Here is a 23,506-nt window from a genome sequence, read left to right as displayed (position 1 = left end):
GCAGTGTCGGCAGCGCGCCGTTCAAGACACGTGAGTGCAAGCGCCCAGGCTGAACCGCAACACGCACGCCGACCCGATCCATGCGCCGCTCAACGCGGACGCGGCTTCGCGCGATGGGTCGGAGGCGCGCTCCACGGATCTTCCGGCCAGGGGTGGCGCGGGTAGCGTCCCTTCATTTCGCGCCGTACTTCGGGCCAGGTGCGCTCCCAGAATCCACGCAGGTCCTGGGTCACCTGCAGCGGCCGTCCGGCGGGAGACAGCAGGTGCAGGGTCAGTGGCACGCGACCATCGGCGATGCGCGGCGTCTCGGCCAGCCCGAACAACTCCTGCAGCTTCACCGCCAGTACCGGTGACTCCGGCTCGGCGTCGCCGGCCATGGCGTAGTGCAGTGCGCGCTCCATGCCCGATGGCACCGTGATCCGCGCCGGCGCAAGCTGGTCGACGCGCCGGCGCAGGCTGCCATCCAGCAGCGCCATCAGCGCATCGGCGAGCGCGCCGCTGTCCAGGCTGTCCAGCCGCGTGCTGCCGACGAAGGCTGGCTGCAACCATTGCTCCAGCGTCGCCAGCAACGCCGCATCGGACAGGTCCGGCAGCGCCGGTGATTGGGTTGCCAGCTCCGGCATCCACGCGCGCAGCGCACGCACGCGTGTGCGCCACTGCGCCAGCGCATCGCTCCACGGCAGCACGTCCAGGCCCAGCGTGCGCACGGCATCGGTGAGCGCGCGCGCGGCCTGCGCCGGATCGACGCGGCCAGCGGGCCTGCTGTCGAGCACGATGCCATCGAAGCGGCGTTCGCGCGTCGCCACCAGTGCGCGCTGCGCCGGATCCCAGCGCACCCGGTCCGCGTCGCTGAATCGATGCTGGAAGTCGCGCGCCAGCGACGCCTCGTCCAGCGGCGCGCCACGCAGCAGCAGCGAGTCGCCGCCATCCAGGCGCAATTCGCTGGCGACGATCCAGCGTTCGCCATGCAGCGCACTGTCGTGCAGCAATCGCGCCATGCGGCCGTTGGCCAACTGGTAGCGCTGTGGATCAGCCGGATGCTGGCGCGCGATGCGATCCGGGAATGCATGCATCAGCAGGTCGCCAATGGCGTGCGTCGACGCCTGCGCTGGCGGCGCCTGTCCGATGCCGAGCCGGCGTCGCCATTGCCTGGCCGCGGCATCGATGGCGGCCAATGCACCGCGGTTGGCATCGGCCGGCGTGCGCCCCTGTCGTGATGCCGCCAGCGCCTGCCAGCGATCGGCGATGGCATCGCTGCGCGCGGATCCCGACAGCGGATCGCGTGCTTCCAGCAATGCGACGAGATCGCAGGCCAGCGCCTGCGCGGCGGGCTTGACCGATGCCAGCAGCATCGCAGCCAGTCGCGGATGCGTGCCGAGCGCCAGCATGCGACGCCCGCGCGGGGTGATGGCATGGCCGCCATCCACCGCGCCCAGCCGCTGCAACAGGTCGCGTCCCGCGGCCAGCGCACCGGCAGGCGGCGGGTCGACGAAGCGCAGCGCGTCGCTGCCCCAGGCGGCGAACTCCAGCGCGAGCCCGGCCAGTTCGACCTGGACGATTTCGGCACGCCGCTGCGGCTCCAGCCGCCGTGACTGCGGCCACAGCCGATAAGCCCAGCCGGCAGCCACGCGACCGGCGCGACCGGCGCGCTGGTCGGCGGAGGATTGCGCGATGGCGACGACATCCAGTCGCGAGAAACCGGAGTTGGGGTCATGCCGCGGCTCGCGCGCCAGGCCCGCGTCGATGACCACGCGAACGCCGGGCAGGGTCACGCTCGATTCGGCGACGTTGGTCGCCAGCACCACCCGCCGGCGATCCGCCGGCCCCGGCTGCAGCACGCGCGACTGCTGCTCGACCGGGAGCTCGCCATGCAGTGCGAGGATGTCGACCGGCATCGCGGCCATGATCGGCGCCAGCGCCTGCGCGAGCCGGTGGATCTCGCGCTGTCCCGGCAGGAACACCAGCACGTCGCCCGGGTGTGTCGCCAGCGCGTGTTCGATCGCGCGCCGCGCCTGCGCTTCGATCGATTCGCCGCGACGTTCCGGGAAATGCGCGATCTCGACCGGATGGCTGCGTCCGGCGCTGGCCAGTCGCGGTGCATCGAGCCACTGCGCGATGCGCTCGCCATCCAATGTCGCGGACATCAGCACGATGCGCAGGTCCGGACGCAGCGATGCCTGCACGTCGAGCGCCAGCGCCAGGCCCAGGTCCGCCGACAGGTGGCGCTCGTGGAATTCGTCGAACAGCAACGCGCCGACGGCGTCGGGCCGATCCTCGCCCAGCGTGGGATCGTCCTGCAGCATGCGGGTCAGGATGCCCTCGGTGACGACCTCGATGCGCGTGCGCGCGGAGACCTTGCTGTCGGCGCGGATGCGATACCCCACCGTCGCGCCGACGGCTTCGCCCAGCTGCGCCGCCATGAACGCGGCGGCCGCGCGCGCGGCGACGCGGCGCGGCTCCAGCACGATGATGCGACGGCCCTGCAACCATTCGGCGTCGAGCAGGGCCAACGGCAGCTGCGTGGTCTTGCCGGCACCGGGCGGCGCCTCGAGCACGAGTCGCGGATGTCGCGCCAGCGCAGCGCGCACCTGCGGCAGCAGTTCGGTGATGGGGAAGTCGGCTCGTGTCACTGCGAAAGCATACGCGGCGCGATGGGCGTTCCTGCAGGAGCGGCTTCAGCCGCGACCAACATCAACTGTCGCGGCTGAAGCCGCTCCCACAAGGGCCGTCGATAGCGATGGTTAGAATGCCCGCCATGCAACTCATCGACATCGGCGCCAACCTCGGCCACGACAGCTTCGACCATGACCTGGATGCGGTCCTGCAGCGCGCACGCGACGCGGGCGTCGTGCAACTGGTCGTCACCGGCGCCTCGCGCGAAGGCTCACCGCGCGCGCTGGAGCTGGCACGCCAGCATCCGGGATTCCTGTACGCGACCGCCGGCGTGCATCCGCACCACGCCAGCGAATACACCGACGAGTGCGACGCCGAATTGCGCGCGCTGCATGCGCACCCGCAAGTCGTGGCCGTTGGCGAGTGCGGCCTGGATTACTACCGCGACCTCTCGCCGCGGCCGGCGCAGCGCCGCGCCTTCGAGCGCCAGCTGCAGATCGCCGTCGACACCAGAAAGCCGCTGTTCCTGCACCAGCGCGATGCGCATGCGGACTTCATGGCGGTCATGCGCAATTTCCAGGGCCAGCTCGGCCCGGTCGTCGTGCACTGCTTCACCGGTTCGCGTGCGGAGCTGTTCGAGATCCTCGACCAGGACTGGCATGTCGGCATCACCGGCTGGCTGTGCGACGAGCGCCGCGGCCAGCACCTGCGTGAACTGGTGCCGCACATCCCGGCGCAGCGGCTGATGATCGAGACCGACGCGCCCTACCTGCTGCCGCGCACGGTCAAGCCGCAACCCGCGCACCGACGCAACGAGCCGATGTACCTGGCGCACATCGCCGGCGAACTCGCGCGCGACCGCGGCGAGGATGTCGCGGTCACGGCCGCGCAGACGACGGCCAATGCGCGCGCGTTCTTCGGGCTACCGCGCCGCGATTGAACGCGCTTGCCGCTGAAGCCCGCCGCGCCGCCGCGCGCGACTAACCTGCGCTTGCTACCGGCAGGGTCGCGTACCCCGGGCTACGTTTTGCCTACGAGCGCAATCCCACGCCGCGCTTGAGCAGCCACAGGGCCAGCGTCGCCATGACCACGACGAAGCCCAGCATCAGCGCGTAGGCCACCCACACGGGCACGTCGGTCACGCCGAGCAGGCCGTAACGGAAGGCGTTGACCATGTAGAAGATCGGGTTGGCATGGGTCGCGGCTTCCGCCCACGGCGGCAGCAGCTTGACCGAATAGAACACGCCGCCGAGATACGTCAGCGGGGTCAGGATGAAGGTCGGCACGATGGCGACGTCATCGAACTTCTTCGCGTACACGGCGTTGATGAAACCCGCCAGCGAGAAGATCGTCGCGCCCAGCAGCACCGTGCTGAAGGTGATCAGCGGATGCGGGATGCGCACGGTCGTGAACAGCATCGCGATCAGCAGTACGATGACGCCGACCAGCAGGCCGCGCAGCACCGCGCCGGCGACGTAGCCGCCGAGGATCACCCAGTTCGGCATCGGGCTGACCAGCAGTTCCTCGACGTGGCGGCCGAACTTCGCACCGAAGAAGCTCGAGGAGATGTTGGCGTAGCTGTTCTGGATCACCGCCATCATCACCAGCCCGGGGACGATGAAATCCATGTAGCTGATCCCGTCCATCCGGCCGACACGCGAACCGATCAGGCCGCCGAAGATCAGGAAGTACAGCGTCATCGTGATCGCGGGCGGCACCAGCGTCTGTGCCCAGATGCGCAGGATGCGGGCGACTTCGCGGCGCGTGATCGTCGCCAGCGCGGTCAGGTTGCGCTGGGCGGGGGTGCGTTGCGCGAGCTCGTGTTCGGCGATGGGCTGCGCGCTCATGCCGCCTGCTCCCGGCGCGCGGCCGCGTCGTCGCCGGTCAGGCGCACGAAGAGTTCTTCCAGGCGGTTGGACTTGGTGCGCATCGAGCGCACGCGGATGCCGGCCGCGTCGAGCGTGGCGAACACGCGGTTGAGGTCCATGTTGCGCGGCATCTCCAGGTCGAGCGTGTGGTCATCGTGCGCGATGAGCGCGGTGTCCTGGATGGTCGGCAGCGTGGCCGGCAGGTGGCCTTCGATGTCGAGCAGGAATCCCTCGACGTCGAGTTTTGCCAGCAGCGTGCGCATCGGCCCCTGCTCGACGATCGTGCCGCGATCGATGATCGCCAGGTTGCGGCAGAGGTTCTCCGCCTCTTCCAGGTAGTGCGTGGTCAGGATGATGGTGGTGCCGCTCGCGTTGATCTCCTTGAGCGTCTTCCACATGCCGCGGCGGATCTCGATGTCGACGCCGGCGGTCGGCTCGTCGAGGATCAGCAGGCGCGGGCGCGTCATCATCGCGCGGGCGATCATCAACCGGCGCTTCATGCCGCCCGACAGCGTGCGCGACATCGTGCGCGCCTTGTCCCACAACTGCGCGCGCTTGAGTTCCTCCTCGGCGCGCACCAGCGCCTCGGCGCGCGGCAGTCCGTAGAAACCGGCGTAGTTGACCAGGATGTCGAACGGCGTCTCGAAGAAATTGAAGTTCATTTCCTGCGGGACCAGCCCGATCAGCCGCATCGCGGCATCGCGATCGGCGGACAGGTCGACGCCGAAGATGCGCACCTCGCCCGAGGTCTTGTTGACCAGCGAACTGACGATGCCGATCAGCGTCGACTTGCCGGCGCCGTTGGGCCCGAGCAGCGCATAGAAATCCCCGGGCCGCACGTCCAGCGAGATGCCCTTGAGCGCCTCCACGCCGGTGTCGTAGGTCTTGCGCAGGTCGCGCACCGACAACGCCGGCAATGCGGGCCCGGCCGCCACGGCGACGGGATTGGATGACGCGGGAATGGAACGCGCGGGCGCATCGGCGCCAGATTGGTCTTGGGTCATTGCACACCTGGGCCGCAGCCGCCGCGGCGATGCCGTTAGTATAGGCGGCCCCGTGGCGGCACTTGGCCACAGTTGGTTGCAGGCACCGCAGAACCCGTGGCCATCCAGCATTTTCCGCTCAAGCTCGTGGGTCGTCGCATGCTGGCCCCCAGCGTCGCCCACCTGTCCTTCGTCCGCGACGATGGACAGCCGCTGGATTTCATCCCGGGTCAATTCCTGCAGGTGCACTTCCACTACGCCGATGGCACCGCGACCAAGCGCAGCTACTCGCTGGCCACCATCCACGACCATGCGCTGGGGCCTGGCGAGGCCGTCGAGATCGCGGTGAGCTACGTCGCCGGCGGCGCGGCGACGGCCTTGTTCGAAGGCCTGGAAGAAGGCGGGCATGTCGATGCGAGCGGCCCATACGGTCGTTTCTGCCTGACGCCGGCCGATGCCAACCAGCGCTACCTGCTCATCGGCACCGGCACCGGGGTGACGCCCTATCGCGCGATGCTGCCGCTGCTGGAGCGGCAGATCGCGCAGCGCGACATCCAGGTCGTGCTGCTGTTCGGCGCGCGGACCCCGGCCGAGCTGCTGTATGGCGATGAATTCCGCGCGTTCGCCGACCGCCATCCGCGCAACTTCCGCTTCGTGCCCTGCCTGTCGCGCGAGCTGCCGCCCGATCCGCATCCCGACGTGCGCCACGGCTACGTGCAGCAGTTCCTGGCCGAGTTCGCGCCGGATCCGGCCACCGACATCGCCTACCTGTGCGGCAATCCGAACATGGTCGACGCCTGTTTCGAGGCGCTGAAGGCAAGCGGGCTGGCCGTGTCGCAGATCCGCCGCGAGAAATACGTCAGCAGCAAGTAGTTTCGAACGATCGCGGTGTAAAGGTCGCTTGACAGGTCAATTCGCCTCGCTTATCGTCCCTGTCAAGTTTGCTTGACAGGAGTCATTGGTGGGGAAGAAACCAAAAATCATGGCCGTGGCCGGCACGCTGATGCTGGCGGCGGCAGTCGGCCTGCCACGCGTGCTGGCCCTGTCCGACACGCTGCAGGGACTGCTGTACGGCCTGGCGGTCGGGCTGTTGCTGGTTGCGGCACTCAGGTCGCGCATGCCGGACGACTGCGCCACCGGCACGCCGGCGCTGCGCCGCCGCTACCTGCGTGAATTCATGCCGCCCATGCTCGGTTACGTCGTGGCGCTGTTTCTGTCGTTGTGGCTGCTCAAGCAGATCGAGTCCGCGTGGCTGCGGGGCATCGTCGCCTTGCTGCCGCTGCCGCCGATCGCATTGGCGATGCGCGCCATCGTGCGGTACATCCGCGACGCCGACGAATTGCAGCGCCGGATCGAGTTGGAGGCGGTGAGCATCGCCACCGCGCTCGTGTCGCTGCTGTACCTGGCGGGTGGCTTCCTGCAATTTGCGCGGGTGATCGAGATCGGTGCGGGCATCGCGATGCTGTGGCTGTTCCCGCTGGTGTGCTTCACGTATGGCGTGGCCAAGGTGGCGGTCACGCGCCGCTACTGGTGACCGCGCGGTGCTGAGCCGCATCCGCGAATTGCGCGAGCAGCGTGGCTGGTCGCAAGGCGAGCTGGCCGAGCGCCTGGACGTGTCGCGCCAGACCGTCAACGCAATCGAGACCGGCAAGTACGACCCGAGCCTGCCGCTGGCTTTCCGCCTGGCGCGTTTGTTCGGCGAGCCGATCGAGGCGATCTTCCAGCCCGCGGACTGATCCATCCGCAGATTTTCCTGTCGACTCAAACGCGCCACGGAGACCCGCCACACATGTCACGCACGCTTCGCTCGATTGTCGCCGCCCTGCTGCTGGTCGCGTTGTTCGGCTACCGCTACGTGCGCGACCACGCCAGCCCCGGGGCGGCGAAACACCGGCGCACGGTGGCGGCCAGCCCGGCGCCGGTGCGCAGGTACGGCCGCCTGGCATTCGTCCCCTGCACGTTGTCGTCGCAATCGGCGATGGCGAGCGTCGAGGCCGAATGTGGCTCGCTGTCGGTCCCGGAAAACCCGGCGTTGCCACAGGGCCGCCATATCGCTTTGCACATCGCCTGGGTACCGGCGGGCGATACCGGCACCAGCGAGCCTGATCCGGTGTTCATGCTTGCCGGCGGCCCCGGGCAGGCGGCGACGGAAAGCTATCCGCAGGTCGCGCCGGCCTTCGCCGACGTGCTGAAGAAACGCAGCGTGATCCTGGTCGACCAGCGTGGCACTGGCCAGTCCAATCCGCTGACCTGCCCGGATACCGAGCACAAGGACACCGCTGCCGACCCGGCGACGGAGCCAACGGGCCCCGATGCCGCGCGGCGTTTCGCGCAGCGTTGCCGGGATGCGCTGTCGCCGCGGGCCGACCTGCGCTTTTACACCACCACCGACGCGATCCGCGATCTCGAAGCGGTGCGCGAGGCAATCGGCGCGCCGACGATCAACCTTGTCGGCATCTCCTACGGCACGCGCGTGGCGCAGCAGTACGCGATGCGCTACCCGCACAGCACGCGCACGCTGGTGCTGGATTCAGTGGCGCCGAACACGCTCATCGTCGGCAATGAATTCGCGCACAACCTCGAACAGGCACTGGACCTGCAGTTTGGCGAGTGCCGCAAGGTACCCGCCTGCGCCCGTGCGCTGGGCGACCCGCGTTCGCGGCTGGATGCGCTGATGACGACATTGCGCTCCAGCCCACCGCTGGTGCGCTATCGCGACCCGAGTACCGGCGCGCTGCATGAGGCGCGCCTGCGACCCGATGACGTCGCCGGGCTGATGCGCATGTATGCGTACACGCCGCTGGCCTCATCGCTGCTGCCATTGCAGTTGAAGGAAGCCTCCGAGGGCCGCTATGACGGCCTGATGGCGCTGGCGAAGATGCTCGGCAGCACGATGGCCGGGCAGATGGCAATGGGCATGCAGCTGTCGGTGATCTGCAGCGAGGACGCGTACGGATTGAAGGCCAATGCCGACGATGCGGCCACGCTGATGGGCAACCAGTTCGCCGACGACTTCGCCGCGCAATGCGCGCTGTGGCCCAGGGGTGCGATGCCCGCCGACTTCCACGCGCCGCTGCGATCAACGGTGCCGGCGCTGCTGATGAGCGGCGAATTCGATCCGGTGACGCCGCCGCGATACGGCGCCGAAGTCGTGCGCACGCTGCCCAATGGCCGCCACCTGGTGGTGCGCGGACAGGGCCACAACGTCATTGGCGCCGGCTGCATGCCGAAGCTGTTCGCGCAGTTCATCGACAAGGCCGATGCCAGATCACTCGACGCCGCGTGCCTGCGCACGCTGCCCTACACGCCGCCCTTCACCAGCTTCAACGGCTGGGAACCCTGAGCGCGGCGCGCTCCTGACAGGACCAACCCATGATCGTTGCAGAACACCTGCGCAAGACCTTCCCCGGCAAGGAAAAGGGCGCGCCCGTCGTGGCCGTCGATGATGTCGGCTTCATCGCGCGCGATGGCGAAATCACCGGCCTGCTTGGTCCCAACGGCGCCGGCAAGACCACCACGCTGCGCATGCTCTACACGCTGATGCGCCCGGAAAGCGGGCGCGTGCTGATCGATGGCGCGGACGTGGCGATGGACCCGGAAATCGCGCGGCGCGCGCTGGGCGTCCTGCCCGATGCGCGCGGCGTGTACAAGCGCCTGACGGCGCGCGAGAACATCCGTTACTTCGGCGAACTGCACGGCATGCCGGCGGCGCTGATCGAGCAGCGCACGCGCGAGCTGGCGACGGCGCTGCAGATGGACGACGTCCTCGATCGCATGACGGAAGGCTTCTCGCAGGGCCAGCGCACCAAGACCGCGATCGCACGCGCGCTGGTGCACGATCCGCGCAACGTCATCCTCGACGAACCGACCAACGGGCTGGACGTGATGACCACGCGCGGCCTGCGCGATTTCCTGCGCCACCTGCGCGGCGAAGGCCGCTGCGTGATTTTTTCCAGCCACATCATGCAGGAGGTCGCCACACTGTGCGATCGCATCGTCGTCATCGCGCACGGTCGCGTGGTGGCGCAGGGCACGGCTGATGAACTACGCGAACGCACGGGTGAATCCAACCTCGAGGACGCCTTCGTCCAGCTGATCGGCTCCGAGGAGGGCCTGCACGCATGACGCGCACGACAACGACCGCCACACGGTCGACCAGCATCGCCTCGTTGTGGACGGTGATGAAGAAGGAATTGCGCGAGCTGTCGCGCGACCGCCGCACGCTGGTGCTGGCGCTGGTGATGGGCCCGCTGCTGACGCCGGCCTTGCTCCTGGGCATGGGCGCGATGGCGGAATCGCGCGCGAAGAGCCAGATCGAGAAGCCGCTGGCGATCGCCATGGTCGGCGCCGAGCGCGCGCCCAACCTGGTCGCCTGGCTCGGCGGGCAGGGCATCAGCCGCAAGATCCTGGCGGGCGATCCGGACGACGCGATCCGCGACCAGGACGAGGACGTCTACCTGCGCATCGAGAAGGACTACGCCGCGCACTGGCACGACGGCACGCCGGCGCTGGTGGAGATCGTGCACGACTCGACGCGCCAGGACGCCGACATCCCGGTCAAGCGCGTCGAGGCGGCGCTGAACCAGTACCGGCAACAGGCCGGCGCGCTGCGCCTGCTCGCGCGCGGCATCAACCCCGGCGTCGCCGCACCACTGGCGGTCGCGCACAAGGACCTGTCGACGCCGGAGGCGCGCAAGGGCCTGTCGATGTCGATCCTGCCCTACCTGCTGATCCTCAGCGCCTTCCTCGGTGGCGCGCACCTGATCATCGATGCGACCGCGGGCGAGCGCGAACGGCAATCGCTGGAACCGCTGCTGGCGACGCCGGCGCGGCGCGGCGCGATCGTCAGCGGCAAGATCGCGGCGGCATGCGCGGTCGGACTGGCCTCGCTGCTGATGACGCTGATTGCCTTCAAGATCGGCGCGCAGCTGTCACCCGGCATCGGCCGGCAGATGGATGTCACGATCGCCGCGATCGGGAAGATGCTCGTGATCCTGTTGCCGATGCTGTTCATCGGCACCGCGCTGCTGACCTGGATCGCCGCGGGCGCCAAATCGGTGAAGGAGGCGCAGAGCTACATGACCTTCCTCCTCCTGCTGCCGATGATCCCGACCATCGCGTTGATGGTGAGCCCGGTGAAGAACCAGCTGTGGATGATGGCGGTACCGTTCCTGGCGCAGAACCAGATGTTGCTGAAGGTCATCCGCAGCGAGGTGGTGTCGCCCATGGAGTGGGGCGTGTATTTGTGCGCGGGCTTCGGCCTGGCCACGGCGCTGTGGTTCGCGGCGACCCGGCGTTACCACCAGGAAAAACTGGCGATCTCGGCCTGACGCCCACAAAAAAGCCCGGCAAGTGCCGGGCTTTTTCGTTGCATGTCGGCAGTCAACCGCCGGGGTTGAAGCCGATGGTGCGGCGCGTGGTGATCGGGGCGCTCACAGGCTGGAAGCGCCAGCGCTTGACCGCCGCCAGTGCCGCACGATCGAACACGCGCGGCGGCGTCGAGCGCACGACCCGCACCGAAGTCACCGAGCCGTCGCTGCCCACGGTCAGTTCGACCACGACCTCACCCGCGGTGGCCGAGCGATAGGCATCGGGCGGATAGGCCGGTGCTGGCGTGCTGATCGCGCGCAGCGTGGTCGCGGCCGCCGGCGCCTGGGCGGCTGCCTGCGCTGGTGCCGGCGTTGGCGACGCAGGTTGCGGACGCGAGGATGCCGCTGCCGCGCGCGCCGCAGCGGCGCGATCATCCGCCGCCTTCTGCGCGGCCGCCTGCTGGGCGGCGGCCTGTGCCGCGGCCTGCTGCGTCGCCAATTGCTGCGCAGTGGCCTGCTGGGTCTTCTGCTGGTCGGCCAGTCGCTGCTTCTCCAGGTCGGCTTGGCGCTTGGCGTCATCGACGGTCTTGGTCGCCGCGGCGGCGGTCCGTTGCGCCAGCGAGGCCTGGCCGTCGGCAATGGCCTGCTTGAGGCGTGGCAGCGCCGGGGCGTTCGGATCGGCCTTCGCCATCAGCGCGTACAGGCGCTGGCTCTCGGTGAAATCATCGCGGCTGATGCTCTGCTCGGTGGCGATCAGGGCATAGGGCATCAGGTCGCTGAGCGCGCTGGTCACCGCCGCATCGTTGGGTGCCTTGTCGCGCAGCGCCAGGTAGTACTCCATGGCGTTGTTGCCGGCCGGCGCATACAGGCGCTGTTCGCGCTGGGCGCTGCTGGCGGCCGTGCGCAATGCATCCGCGCTCATACCGGCCACCTGGGCCGAGACCGCCTCGGCCGGCGGAGCCGCCGCCTGGCCAGCCGCCGACGTGGCGCCGGCGGGCGCGGTGGTGTCGGCATCGTTCTTCTTGCAGCCGGCAAACGCGCACAACAGCACGAGGCCGGCCAGCAGCCGGATCCCGGCCGGCCGTGACGACAAAGGTTTCGCAACGAACATTGGAGCACTCCCCTGGGTGTGCGTGGACGCACGTGTGCGTAGCACGCGACAGCGCGCGGCGTTTGTCAACTGTCGCGTGCCCCGATCGGGGCTTGCAGCCTACTTGCCGATGCAGAAGGTGGAGAAAATGTGACCCAGTAGGGCATCGGGCACCACCCTGCCGGTGATTTCACCGAGCGCGTCGTGGCCGCAGCGCAGCGCTTCGGCGCACAGGTCCAGCGCATCGGCGGCCAGTGCGTCGGTCGCGACGTCGAGTTCGGCGGCGGCCCGGCGCAGCGCGTCCACCTGCCGCGCGCGCGCGGTGAATGTTCCATCGCCCTGTTCATCGGCGCCGGCCAGGCCACGCAGGCGCGCACGCAGGGCCTCCAGGCCCTGGCCCGTGCGCACGGAGACCAGCATCGTGTCGCCATCGTGCGGGGATGGCGGTGCCGACGCCAGGTCGGCCTTGTTGTGCAGCCACAGCCGTTGCGGGACCGCGGCGATCGCACTGTCGACCTCGCCGCGGCCGGCGCTGGGATCGCGCGCATCGAGCACGACGATCGCCAGGTCCGCGCGTTGCAGTTCGACGCGCGCGCGCCGCATGCCCTCGCGTTCGATCGCATCCCCGCTCGCGCGCAATCCGGCGGTGTCGACCAGGGTCAGTTCGACGCCGTCGATGTGGACGACCTCGCGCAACAGGTCGCGGGTGGTGCCGGGGATATCGGTCACGATCGCGCTGTCGCTGCCGGCCAGCGCATTGAGCAGCGAGCTCTTGCCGACGTTGGGCGGGCCGACGATGACCGCGTGCAATCCGTCGCGCAGGCGCTGTCCCCGCTGCGCCGACTGCAACAGCGCGTCCAGGCCGCGGCCGGTGGCGAGCAAGCGTTCGTGCAGCGCCGCCGCCGCCAGCGTATCCAGCGCCTCGTCGGCGAAATCGATTGCCGCCTCGACCTGTACGCGCACCGCCAGCAGCTGCGCGGCGACGTTGTCGACACGCCGCGAGAGCTCCCCATCCAGCGAACGACGCGCGGCGCGCGCGGTGCGGATGTCTGCGGCGGCGACCAGGTCGGCGAGCGCTTCGGCCTGGGCAAGATCGAGCTTGCCGTTGTGGAATGCGCGCTCGCTGTATTCGCCGGCGCGTGCGATGCGCGCACCCAGCTCGCAGCAGCGCTCCAGCAATTGCTGCAACACCGCCGGGCTGCCGTGCGCCTGCAGTTCGACCACGTCCTCGCCGGTGAAGCTGGCCGGTGCGGCGAAATACAGCGCGATGCCGTCGTCGATGGCCTCGTCGTCGCCGTCGTGGAAGCGCACGTGGTGCGCGTGTCGCACCGACAAGGGTCGGCCGATGACGGATTCGGCGATCGCCAGCGCGCGGGCGCCGGACAAGCGCACGATGCCGACGCCGCCGCCAGCTCCCGAGGCGATGGCCACGATGGTGTCGCCGGGCTGCGTCATCGCTCGCTCCAGGCCAGTCGGCTGCAGTGCCGACGGCCGTCGATCAGACCTTGGCGGGAACCGCCTGGTGTCCGTACAGCCGCGTGTTCCACCACTGCTGCAGCAGGCCCAGGCTGCCGTTGGTGATCCAGTACAACACCAGGCCAGCCGGCATGAAGCTGAACATCACGCCCATCACCAGCGGCATGTACTGCATCATTTTCTGCTGCATGGGATCCATGCCCGGCGAGGTCGGCGCGAGCTTCTGCGTGCCCCACATCACCACGATGTTGATCGCAGGCAGGATGAAGAACGGGTCGCGCGCGGTGAGGTCGGTGATCCAGCCCATCCAGGGCGCGTGCCGCAACTCGACCGACTCCGACAGCATCCAGTACAGGGCCAGGAACACCGGCATCTGCACCAGCACCGGCAGGCAGCCACCGACCGGATTGATCTTCTCTTTCTTGTACAGCTCCATCAGCGCCAGCTGGAACTTCTGCTTGTCCTCGCCGTAGCGCTCCTTGAGCTGCTCGATGCGCGGCTGGAAGCGACGCATCTTCGCCATCGACTTGTATTGCGCGGCCGACAGCGGATACATCGCCAGCTTGATCACGACCACCAGGCCGACGATCGACCAGCCCCAGTTGCCGAGCAGCTGGTGCAGGTGCTGCAACACCCAGAACAGCCAGCCGGCGAGCACGGCCATGATGCTGAAGCTGCTGAAGTCCACCGCGCGCTCCAGGCCGGACACGCCCTGCGCCTGGATCTGCCTGACCAGCTTCGGGCCGACCCACAGGCGCGCCTGCGTGGTCGCCGTGGCGCCCGGGGCAACCGACAGGCCGGGGCCGACTTCGCGGACCAGGGCCTGGCCCGGCTGCGGCACCGCGGTGGAGAACGTGCTCGCGTCCTGCGCGCCGGGGATCCAGGCCGCGAAGAAATGGTGCTGCAGCATGGCGATCCAGCCACCGCTGACCGGCTTGCTCAGCGGCGGATCGTCGCTGAACTTGGCGAACTTGCGCTTCTCCAGCTTGTCCTTGGCGCTGAACCAGGCCGCGCCGAGGAAGCTGTAGGACTCCGGATGCATCATGCCGCTGGCGATCTGCGGGGGCACGCGCGCCAGCTGCCGGTAGACGAAACCCTGCCAGGGCTTGCTGCCCTGGTTGATCACCTCGTCGCGCACCTGCACGACGTAATCGCCACGGGTGAAGACATAGGTGCGGCGGATGCTGACGCCATCCGGTCCCTGCCAGACGAAGGGCACCTGCAGGGTCTGCTGGCCGGGGGCCAGGGTGAACTGGCGCGCCGGCGTGGCGGGGACGAATCCGGACAGGTGGCTGGGGGCCGCGCCGGTGCCGCTCACCCAGCCGCTCTGCGCCTCGAAGAAATGCGCGGGATCATCGGCGAACAGGCGCACCATCGGGCTGCCCGGCTGGGTTGTCTCCGGGTAGCGCAGCAGGTCGGCGCTGTGGATCGATCCGCCATCCAGGGTGAGATGCAGCACGTCGGTCGTGACCGCGATGACGGGCGCGCTGCCGGTCGTGGCCGCAACGGCTGGGCCCGGCGCGGCCGGCGCTTGCGGAGTCGATTGCCCGGCCGCGGTCGGCGTCGCCGGAATGGCGGGCACCGCGACGCTGGGTCCGGAGGCATCGACGGCGGCGCTGCTGCTGGAAGCGACCTCGGGCGTCTCGTGGTCCTTGCTCCATGCCATCCACAGCATCGTCGCGACGGCCATCCAGGCAACGACCAGGAAGGTGCGGGTCTGGTTCATGGAAACATGCTCATCGAAGACGTGCTCATCGAAGCGGATTCATCGTGCAGGCAGGCCCGGCCAGTGCCAACGTGCGGCACTCAGGACGAGAGGGGGGGATTTGCAGGCGCCGACACGGCGCCGGTGGACGGCATTGTGCCGGGCGAGGCGACCAGCGGCAACGCGCCGGTGCGCTGCAGCACACCCAACAATGCCGCGCGCAGCAGCGCCGGGGCGGTGTTTCGTGCCGATGGTCGCGCCACCACCACGTAGGCACCAGGCGACAAATCGCCGCGCAGCTTGCGAAAGCTGTCGCGCAGCACGCGCTTGATGCGATTGCGGCCAACCGCGCGCGGATCGACCTTGCGCGATACGGCCAGCCCCAGCCGCGCGGGCGCGGTGTCGTCCAGCCAGTGCAGGCTCAACAGCGGGTGCGCGACGCGACGACCGCCGTCGAACACGCGGGTGAATTCGCTGCGCGCACGCACGCGGGCGCTGCGCGGAAACGTGGCGCGCGCGCGCGGAAGGTCATCGGGGATCACTGCGGCCGCGGCCTGGGCGGCCGGGCGGTCAGGCGCAGAGGCGCTTGCGACCCTTGGCGCGACGCCGGGCGAGCACCTTGCGGCCATCGGCCGTTGCCATCCGGGCACGAAAGCCATGATCGCGCTTGCGCTTGAGGTTGCTGGGCTGGTACGTGCGCTTGGTGGCCATGACGGGCTCGTGCGGTTAAGCGGCAGAAAGAACCGCGCATTCTATCAGCGCGGCGGCCGCGGTCAACCCACCGTTGGCGGCGCGCATTGCGCGGGGCCCGCCCGCCATGGCCTCGGCGGATCGGAACCGACGTCGATGCGCCTGCTTGGGGCCGGTGGTAGTCTGGTCCATCCCATCGTTTTTTCGCATCGCGGCGCCAGCCGTCGCGCGGCCAGCCTTTCGGTAACGCTCACACATGGATGCCTGGCCCAGCTGCCTGCAACGCCTTGAAGCCGAATTGCCGGCCGAGGATGTCCACACCTGGCTCAAGCCGCTGCAGGCCCACGCGCGCGACGGCAGTTTCGTGCTGTACGCGCCCAACGCCTTCGTGATGGAGGAGGTGCGCACGCGCTACCTGGCCCGCATCCGCGAACTCATTGCCCATTTCGCCGGTGCGGGCGACGTCAGCCTTGAGGTCGGATCGCTGCGCAAGCCGTCGCTCGCCGGCAGTGCGGCGCCGTCATTCGGCAATGCGATGCCGTCGATGCGCGCGACGTCCGGTGAGCCATTCCACGGCAACCTGGACAGCCATTACACCTTCGACAATTTCGTCGAGGGTCGCAGCAACCAGCTCGGCCGCGCGGCCGCATGGCAGGCGGCACAGAAACCCGGCGACCGCACCCACAACCCCTTGCTGCTGTATGGCGGCACGGGCCTGGGCAAGACCCACCTGATGTTCGCCGCCGGCAATGCGATGCGTGCGCAGAATCCCGGGATGCGGGTGATGTACATGCGCTCGGAGCAGTTCATGAACGCCTTCACCAAGGCGCTCTACGACAAGACGTCCGGCGGCATGGATGCGTTCAAGCGGCAGTTCCAGGGCATCGATGCACTGCTGATCGACGACATCCAGTTCTTCGCCGGCAAGGACCGCACCCAGGAGGAGTTCTTCCATACCTTCAACGCGCTGTTCGACGGCAAGCAGCAGATCATCCTGACCTGCGATCGCTATCCGCGCGAAGTGGACGGACTCGAGCCCAGGTTGAAATCGCGCCTGGGTTGGGGACTGTCGGTGGCGATCGATCCGCCGGACTTCGAGACGCGGGCGCAGATCGTGCTGTCCAAGGCGCATGAGCGCGGGACGATCATCCCCGAGGACGTGGCGTTCCTGATCGCCAAGAAGATGCGCTCCAACGTGCGCGACCTGGAGGGCGCGCTCAATACGCTCGCGGCGCGGGCCAATTTCACCGGCCGACCGATCACCGCGGAATTTGCCCAGGAAACCCTGCGCGACCTGCTGCGCGCGCAGCAGCACGCGATCGGCATCCCCAACATCCAGAAGACCGTGGCAGACTACTACGGGTTGCAGATCAAGGACTTGTTGTCCAAGCGGCGCACGCGCTCGCTGGCGCGGCCGCGGCAGACGGCAATGGCGCTGGCCAAGGAGCTCACGGAGCACAGCCTGCCCGAGATCGGTGACGCGTTTGCCGGCCGCGACCATACGACCGTCCTGCATGCCTGCCGGCAGATCCGGACGCTGATGGAAACCGACGGGAAATTGCGTGAGGATTGGGAAAAGCTCATCCGCAAGCTCAGTGAATGACTTGCGTACAAGCTGTGGATAGATTGCATGCGGTTTGGGGGACGTAAAGTTATCCACAAGATTCACAAGCACATCGGCGAGCCTTATACAGGCCGTGAATGAACGATTTAATATATATTTTTCAACAAGTTAGCTGCCTTATCACCGGTTTTTCGGCCTACCAAGCACCACCCCGTTCTAGATTTATCCCTCTTTCCAAGCTTGAGCACGGGAACAGTCCGCATGCGTTTCAGCCTGCAACGCGAAGTCTTCCTCAAGCCGCTCGCGCAAGTCGTCAACGTCGTCGAGCGACGGCAGACACTGCCGGTCCTGGCCAACCTGCTGGTGCAGGTCCGCGAGGGGCAGTTGTCCCTGACCGGTACCGACCTGGAAGTGGAAATGGTCGCCCGCCAGGCCGTCGATGATGCCCAGGACGGCGAGATCACCATTCCCGCCCGCAAGTTGTTCGAAATCGTCCGGGCGTTGCCTGATGGCAGCAAGGTGACCGTCAGCCAGAGCGGCGACAAGGTCACCGTCCAGGCCGGTCGCAGCCGTTTCACCCTTGCCAGCCTGCCGGCCAACGACTTTCCGTCGGTCGACGAGGTCGAGGCCACCGAGCGGGTCCGCGTCCCCGAGGCCGCGCTGAAGGAACTCATCGAACGCACGGCGTTCGCGATGGCGCAGCAGGACGTTCGCTATTACCTCAACGGCCTGTTGTTCGACCTGCGCGATACCACGCTGCGCTGTGTCGCGACCGACGGCCATCGCCTGGCCCTGTGCGAGGTCACCCTGCAGGCCGGCGCGCAGACCAAGCGCCAGATCATCGTTCCGCGCAAGGGCGTGCAGGAACTCCAACGCCTGCTGGAGGGTGGCGATCGCGAACTCGAGCTTGAGGTCGGGCGCAACCACATCCGGGTCAAGCGCGACGATGTCACCTTCACCTCCAAGCTGATCGATGGGCGCTTTCCCGACTACGAGGCGGTGATCCCGATTGGCGCCGACCGCGAGGTGCGGATCGATCGCGAGGTATTCCGCGCCGCATTGCAGCGCGCCGCGATCCTGTCCAACGAGAAGTATCGTGGCGTGCGCGTCGAGATTTCACCGGGGCAACTCAAGATCAACGCCCACAACCCGGAACAGGAAGAGGCCCAGGAAGAGATCGAAGCGGACACCAAGGTCGATGACCTGGCGATTGGCTTCAACGTCAATTACCTGCTCGATGCGCTGTCGGCACTGCGCGATGAGCACGTCATCCTGCAATTGCGCGACGCCAATTCCTCGGCGCTGGTCCGCGAGGCCGGCAGCGAGAAGTCGCGGCACGTGGTCATGCCGCTGCGGTTGTGAACCCCGCGGGTTCAATAGTTCCACGTGGAACAGCGACGCCCGGCCACCGCCGGGCGTTTTGCCTTGGAGTGGCTGCCGCTTGCGCGTGACCCGTCTCGACCTGGGCAACCTGCGCCGGTTCGAGCGCGCCAGCCTGTTGCCGGGCCCGGGGCTCAACCTGCTGACCGGGTCCAATGGCGCCGGCAAGTCCAGCGTCCTGGAGGCGCTGCACTTGATGGCCTACGGCCGCAGCTTCCGCGGCCGGGTCAGGGATGGACTGGTCCGGAGTGGGGCCGAAGCCCTGGAGATCTACGTGGAGTGGCGCGAGGAGGCCGGCAGCGGCGCCCTGGACCCCGCGTTACCCGACAGCGGACGCCTCCGCCGCGCGGGCCTGCGTCATAGCGGCCAGCAGTGGCAAGGCCGGCTCGATGGGGCTGACGTCGGCCACCTGGGTGATCTGTGCGCCGCGCTGGTGGTGGTGACGGTGGAGCCCGGTAGCCATGCCCTGATTGCCGGTAGCGGCGAGGTCAGGCGGCGGTTCGTCGACTGGGGTCTGTTCCACGTGGAACAGACCTTCCTGCCGGTCTGGCGACGCTACGCGCGGGCGCTCAAGCAACGCAACGCGCTGCTCAAGCGTCGGCGGGCCGACGGCGAACTGGGCGCATGGGAGCAGGAGTTGGCCTTGGCAGGGGAAGTCATTACCGAGCAGCGGCAACGCTACCTGGATGACCTGCAACCTTATGTTTCGCGGCTGCTGGCGGCCTTGCTGCCGGCGGCGGGTGACGCGAGCATTGTCTTCCAGCCCGGTTGGCGGCGGGACGAGATGACCTTGGCCGACGCCCTGCTGCTGGCGCGCGACCGGGATTTGCTGGCCGGCTTCACCTCGGTGGGCCCGCATCGGGCCGACTGGCAGATCGATTGCGCGGGGATTCCCGGGCGCAATGCCCTGTCGCGTGGCCAGGCCAAACTCTCGGCCCTGTCGGTGCTGCTGGCCCAGGCCGAACACCACGCCGGCGTCCGCGGGGAGTGGCCGGTGGTGGCGCTGGATGACCTGGCGTCGGAGCTGGATCTGGACCACCAACGGCGGGTGCTGGAGCGCCTGCGCGACAGTCGGGCGCAGGTTTTCATCACCGGGACCCAGGCGCCGGCGATGCTGGGGGCGCTGGGGGTCGGGGTGACTGCGTTCCACGTGGAACACGGACAAATCCGGGCTGAAGCAGGGCTTTGACACGGCCCGCGAACCCGGCGGCGACGCGACCGGCTTGGTATACTTCACGCATCCATAGCTAATGAGTCACGACGCGTGCGGACCACCGGTCCCGACGCGCGTCGCGGGAGCCTTCCAGCGCATGCCGCAACACGATGCCGATCTGACCGATACCGTCGCCACGTCGACGACCGCCACCCCCAACCTGAATTACGACTCGAGCAAGATCACCGTCCTGCGCGGGCTCGATGCGGTGCGCAAGCGCCCGGGCATGTACATCGGCGATGTCCATGACGGCACCGGCCTGCACCACATGGTGTTCGAGGTGGTCGACAACGCGATCGACGAGGCCCTGGCCGGGCACGCCGACGAGGTGATGGTCACCCTGCACGGCGATGGCTCGGTGTCGGTGTCCGACAACGGCCGCGGCATCCCGGTCGACATCCACAAGGAAGAAGGCGTGTCCGCGGCCGAGGTCATCATGACCGTGCTGCACGCCGGCGGTAAATTCGACGACAACAGCTACAAGGTCTCGGGCGGCCTGCATGGCGTCGGCGTCTCGGTGGTCAATGCGCTGTCCGAACACCTGTGGCTCGACATCTGGCGCGACGGCTTCCATTACCGCCAGGAATACGCGCTGGGCGAGCCGTTGTATCCGCTGAAGACGCTGGAAGCCTCCGGACGCCGCGGCACGCTGCTGCGCTTCAAGCCAGCGGCTGCGATCTTCACCGACGTCGAATTCCACTACGACATCCTGGCCAAGCGCCTGCGCGAACTGTCGTTCCTCAATTCCGGCGTGCGCATCACGCTGTCCGACGAGCGTGCGCATGGCGCAGCCGAGGAGAACCGCCGCGACGTGTTCCAGTTCGAGGGCGGCATCCGCTCCTTCGTCGAATACCTGGCGCAACTGAAGACCCCGCTGCACCCCAACGTCATTTCGGTGTCGGGCGAAATGAACGGCATCACCGTGGACGTCGCGCTGCAGTGGACCGACGCCTACCAGGAAACGATGTTCTGCTTCACCAACAACATCCCGCAGAAGGATGGCGGCACCCACCTGATCGGCTTCCGCGCGGCGCTCACGCGCACGCTGTCCAATTACATCGAGCAGAACGGCATCGCCCGCCAGGCCAAGGTCTCGCTCTCGGGCGACGACATGCGCGAAGGCATGATCGCGGTGCTGTCGGTCAAGGTGCCGGATCCGAGCTTCTCCAGCCAGACCAAGGAAAAGCTGGTCAGTTCCGACGTTCGTCCTGTCGTTGAGAGCACGTTCGGTGCACGTTTGGAGGAGTTCCTGCAGGAACACCCCAACGAGGCGCGCGCCATCGCAGGCAAGATCGTCGACGCCGCCCGCGCCCGCGAGGCCGCGCGCAAGGCCCGCGACCTGACCCGGCGCAAGGGCGCGCTGGACATCGCCGGGCTGCCCGGCAAGCTCGCCGACTGCCAGGAGAAAGATCCGGCGCTGAGCGAGTTGTTCATCGTCGAGGGCGACTCGGCCGGCGGTTCCGCCAAGCAGGGCCGCAACCGCAAGACCCAGGCGATCCTGCCGCTCAAGGGCAAGATCCTCAACGTCGAGCGCGCGCGCTTCGACCGCATGCTCGCCAGCGCCGAGGTCGGCACGTTGATCACCGCGCTCGGCACCGGCATCGGCAAGGACGAGTACAACCCGGACAAGCTGCGCTACCACCGCATCATTCTGATGACCGACGCGGACGTCGACGGCTCGCATATCCGCACGCTGCTGCTGACGTTCTTCTACCGGCAGATGCCGGAATTGATCGAGCGCGGCCACATCTATATCGGCCTGCCGCCGCTGTACAAGATCAAGCAGGGCAAGACCGAGTTGTACCTGAAGGACGACGCGGCGCTGGACGTGTACCTGGCCGGCAATGCGGTCGAAGGCGCGGCGCTCATCCCGGCCGAAGGCGAGCCGCCGATCACGGGCGAAGCGCTCGAGAAGCTGTTGCTGGTCTTCGCCGGCGCGCGCGACACGATCGCGCGCAACGCACACCGCTACGAGCCTGCGGTGCTGGAAGCGTTGATCGACTTCACCCCGCTGGATGTCGAGTCGTTCGCCAGTGCCACCGGCGAGCGGATCGAACTCGATGCCTTGCAGGCGCGCCTCAACCATGGCGGCCTGGGCCGGCCGCGCTACCGGCTGCTGCTGCAGGCGGCAACGGAGTCGCGTCCGGCCGCGTTGCTGGTCACCCGCAGCCACATGGGCGAGGAGTTGACGCAGGTCCTGCCCCTGTCGGTGTTCGAACACGGTGAGTTGCGTGGCCTGCGCGAGGCGGCCACGGCATTGCACGGACTGGTGCGCGATGGCGCGCAGATCGTGCGCGGCAATCGCACGCAGCCGGTGACCAGCTTCGCCCAGGCGCATGCGTGGCTGCTCGAAGAGGCGAAGAAGGGTCGCCAGATCCAGCGCTTCAAGGGCCTGGGTGAAATGAACCCGGAGCAGTTGTGGGAAACCACGGTCAATCCCGAAACCCGGCGCCTGTTGCAGGTGCGCATCGAGGACGCCGTCGCCGCCGACCAGATTTTCTCGACGCTGATGGGCGATGTGGTCGAGCCGCGTCGGGAGTTCATCGAGGACAACGCGCTCAAGGTCGCCAACCTCGACGTCTGAGTTGCAGCTGTGACGCTGCTCGCGCATCGCGCGGCCCTGCTGAATGGCAACCAGCAGGCAGGCGGGTGCTTGACGCCACCTTCAGCCACTGGTGCCTACAAAGGCCGGACTTGAATGGAGCTGCCGATGAAACCGTTGTTGCTGAGCTTTGCCCTCGCCGCCGCCGTGACCGGCTGCGCCACGACGACCTCGCCGACCGGCCGTACCCAGTACGTGGGCGCCGTCTCGCAGCAGCAGCTCAACCTGCTCGGCGCCCAGGCATTCACCGAGGCCAAGGCCAAGACGCCGCAGAGCACCAATGCGCAGCAGACCGGCTACGTGCGCTGCGTGGTGGCGTCGCTGGTGCGCGAACTGCCGGCGAGCTGGCAGTCGACCGGCTGGGAAACCGCGGTGTTCGTCGACAAGGAACCCAATGCATTCGCCTTGCCCGGCGGCAAGGTCGGCGTGAACACCGGGATCTTCAATGTCGCCCGCAACCAGGACCAGCTGGCGGCGGTGATCGCGCATGAGATCGGCCACGTGGTGTCGCGCCACCATGAGGAACGCTTGACGCGACAGGCCGGCGCGCAGGGCGTGCTGCAGCTTGTTGGCGCCCTGCTCGGCTCGCGCTATGGCCAGGGTGCTGCGGATGCCGCCGTGCAGGGCGGCGGCGTGCTGGCACAGACCGGATTCCTGCTGCCGGGTTCACGCGCGCAGGAGAGCGAAGCCGACGTCGTCGGCCAGCAGCTGATGGCCAGGGCCGGATTCGATCCGCGGCAGGCGGTCAACCTGTGGCAGAACATGATCGCCGCCGGCGGCAACCGCCCGCCGCAATGGCTGTCAACCCATCCGGATCCACAAAGCCGGCTGGGGGAACTCAGCACGCGATCCGCTGGCTTGATGCCGGCGTACCAGCAGGCGCTTGCGTCCGGGCGCAAGCCGCATTGCGGTTGAACGAGACGACCGACACAGCCGCTTGGCGAACTTTCTGCTAATTTGCGCGCGGCCTCGACGCCGCGCCAGCGTTTCGGCTCCAACCCCACCAGGATCAT

General features: G+C 68.1%; 20 protein-coding genes. 12 read left to right on the top strand and 8 right to left on the bottom strand.

Annotated features, from left to right (window positions below):
- Nucleotides 1-89 precede the first annotated feature (89 nt).
- Nucleotides 90-2,630, bottom strand: coding sequence for an ATP-dependent helicase HrpB (gene hrpB / locus GST15_RS09130; RefSeq protein ID WP_159016929.1), 2,541 nt, complete (start codon nt 2,628-2,630; stop codon nt 90-92).
- Nucleotides 2,631-2,755: 125 nt separating this feature from the next.
- On the opposite strand from hrpB, the gene GST15_RS09125 reads away from it, so the two are divergent.
- Entirely contained in the window at nt 2,756-3,553 is a 798-nt protein-coding gene (locus tag GST15_RS09125) for a TatD family hydrolase (protein WP_159016928.1), read from the top strand.
- A 91-nt stretch (nt 3,554-3,644) separates the two neighbouring features.
- Here GST15_RS09125 and GST15_RS09120 read toward each other — a convergent pair whose 3' ends face one another.
- Nucleotides 3,645-4,460: an ABC transporter permease gene (locus GST15_RS09120; RefSeq protein WP_159016927.1), complete on the bottom strand. Its 816-nt coding sequence runs from the start codon at nt 4,458-4,460 to the stop codon at nt 3,645-3,647.
- Nucleotides 4,457-5,383 carry an ABC transporter ATP-binding protein gene (locus GST15_RS09115; RefSeq protein ID WP_233263142.1) on the bottom strand — a complete coding sequence of 309 codons (927 nt, stop codon included), beginning with the start codon at nt 5,381-5,383 and terminating at the stop codon, nt 4,457-4,459. The genes GST15_RS09120 and GST15_RS09115 overlap by 4 nt, the downstream gene beginning before the upstream one ends.
- A gap of 198 nt (nt 5,384-5,581) precedes the next feature.
- Between GST15_RS09115 and GST15_RS09110 the strand changes: the two genes are divergently transcribed.
- The 6 genes from GST15_RS09110 (at nt 5,582) to GST15_RS09085 (ending at nt 10,794) form a co-directional block, all read left to right on the top strand.
- Complete coding sequence (locus GST15_RS09110; protein ID WP_159016925.1) at nt 5,582-6,337, top strand: ferredoxin--NADP reductase; 756 nt, start codon at nt 5,582-5,584, stop codon at nt 6,335-6,337.
- Nucleotides 6,338-6,425: 88 nt separating this feature from the next.
- Nucleotides 6,426-6,998: a hypothetical protein gene (locus GST15_RS09105; RefSeq protein WP_233263122.1), complete on the top strand. Its 573-nt coding sequence runs from the start codon at nt 6,426-6,428 to the stop codon at nt 6,996-6,998.
- A gap of 7 nt (nt 6,999-7,005) precedes the next feature.
- A complete protein-coding gene (locus GST15_RS09100) occupies nt 7,006-7,200 on the top strand; it encodes a helix-turn-helix transcriptional regulator (protein WP_159016924.1) in 195 nt (64 codons plus the stop codon).
- 53 nt (nt 7,201-7,253) lie between these two features.
- Nucleotides 7,254-8,807, top strand: a complete 1,554-nt coding sequence (locus GST15_RS09095; protein WP_159016923.1) for an alpha/beta hydrolase — start codon at nt 7,254-7,256, stop codon at nt 8,805-8,807.
- A gap of 29 nt (nt 8,808-8,836) precedes the next feature.
- Nucleotides 8,837-9,589: an ABC transporter ATP-binding protein gene (locus GST15_RS09090; RefSeq protein WP_159016922.1), complete on the top strand. Its 753-nt coding sequence runs from the start codon at nt 8,837-8,839 to the stop codon at nt 9,587-9,589.
- A complete protein-coding gene (locus tag GST15_RS09085) occupies nt 9,586-10,794 on the top strand; it encodes an ABC transporter permease (protein WP_159016921.1) in 1,209 nt (402 codons plus the stop codon). The genes GST15_RS09090 and GST15_RS09085 overlap by 4 nt, the downstream gene beginning before the upstream one ends.
- Before the next feature lie 52 nt (nt 10,795-10,846).
- Here GST15_RS09085 and GST15_RS09080 read toward each other — a convergent pair whose 3' ends face one another.
- The 5 genes from GST15_RS09080 to rpmH all read right to left on the bottom strand — a co-directional run bounded on the left by GST15_RS09080 (nt 10,847) and on the right by rpmH (nt 15,755).
- A complete protein-coding gene (locus tag GST15_RS09080; protein ID WP_159016920.1) occupies nt 10,847-11,884 on the bottom strand; it encodes an energy transducer TonB in 1,038 nt (345 codons plus the stop codon).
- Nucleotides 11,885-11,983: 99 nt separating this feature from the next.
- Nucleotides 11,984-13,318 carry a tRNA uridine-5-carboxymethylaminomethyl(34) synthesis GTPase MnmE gene (gene mnmE, locus GST15_RS09075; RefSeq protein WP_159016919.1) on the bottom strand — a complete coding sequence of 445 codons (1,335 nt, stop codon included), beginning with the start codon at nt 13,316-13,318 and terminating at the stop codon, nt 11,984-11,986.
- Between the two features lie 43 nt (nt 13,319-13,361).
- On the bottom strand, nt 13,362-15,065 hold the full coding sequence (yidC, locus tag GST15_RS09070) for a membrane protein insertase YidC (protein ID WP_159016918.1): 1,704 nt from the start codon (nt 15,063-15,065) through the stop codon (nt 13,362-13,364).
- Between the two features lie 80 nt (nt 15,066-15,145).
- Nucleotides 15,146-15,586, bottom strand: coding sequence for a ribonuclease P protein component (rnpA, locus tag GST15_RS09065; RefSeq protein ID WP_425482219.1), 441 nt, complete (start codon nt 15,584-15,586; stop codon nt 15,146-15,148).
- Between the two features lie 28 nt (nt 15,587-15,614).
- A complete protein-coding gene (rpmH, locus tag GST15_RS09060; protein WP_036139660.1) occupies nt 15,615-15,755 on the bottom strand; it encodes a 50S ribosomal protein L34 in 141 nt (46 codons plus the stop codon).
- Nucleotides 15,756-15,990: 235 nt separating this feature from the next.
- Here rpmH and dnaA point away from each other — a divergent pair, with 235 nt between their 5' ends.
- The 5 genes from dnaA (at nt 15,991) to GST15_RS09035 (ending at nt 23,408) form a co-directional block, all read left to right on the top strand.
- Complete coding sequence (gene dnaA, locus GST15_RS09055) at nt 15,991-17,337, top strand: chromosomal replication initiator protein DnaA (RefSeq protein WP_159016916.1); 1,347 nt, start codon at nt 15,991-15,993, stop codon at nt 17,335-17,337.
- A gap of 222 nt (nt 17,338-17,559) precedes the next feature.
- Nucleotides 17,560-18,660, top strand: a complete 1,101-nt coding sequence (dnaN, locus tag GST15_RS09050; protein ID WP_159016915.1) for a DNA polymerase III subunit beta — start codon at nt 17,560-17,562, stop codon at nt 18,658-18,660.
- Nucleotides 18,661-18,739: 79 nt separating this feature from the next.
- On the top strand, nt 18,740-19,867 hold the full coding sequence (gene recF / locus GST15_RS09045; protein ID WP_159016914.1) for a DNA replication/repair protein RecF: 1,128 nt from the start codon (nt 18,740-18,742) through the stop codon (nt 19,865-19,867).
- A gap of 121 nt (nt 19,868-19,988) precedes the next feature.
- A complete protein-coding gene (gene gyrB, locus GST15_RS09040) occupies nt 19,989-22,475 on the top strand; it encodes a DNA topoisomerase (ATP-hydrolyzing) subunit B (protein WP_159016913.1) in 2,487 nt (828 codons plus the stop codon).
- A 126-nt stretch (nt 22,476-22,601) separates the two neighbouring features.
- Complete coding sequence (locus GST15_RS09035; RefSeq protein WP_159016912.1) at nt 22,602-23,408, top strand: M48 family metallopeptidase; 807 nt, start codon at nt 22,602-22,604, stop codon at nt 23,406-23,408.
- Nucleotides 23,409-23,506 lie beyond the last annotated feature (98 nt).

The organism is Cognatiluteimonas profundi (assembly GCF_009792795.1).
Lineage (GTDB): Bacteria > Pseudomonadota > Gammaproteobacteria > Xanthomonadales > Xanthomonadaceae > Cognatiluteimonas > Cognatiluteimonas profundi.
The sequence above is the reverse complement of the archived record's forward strand: the minus strand, read 5'-3'. Positions and strand labels throughout refer to the sequence as shown.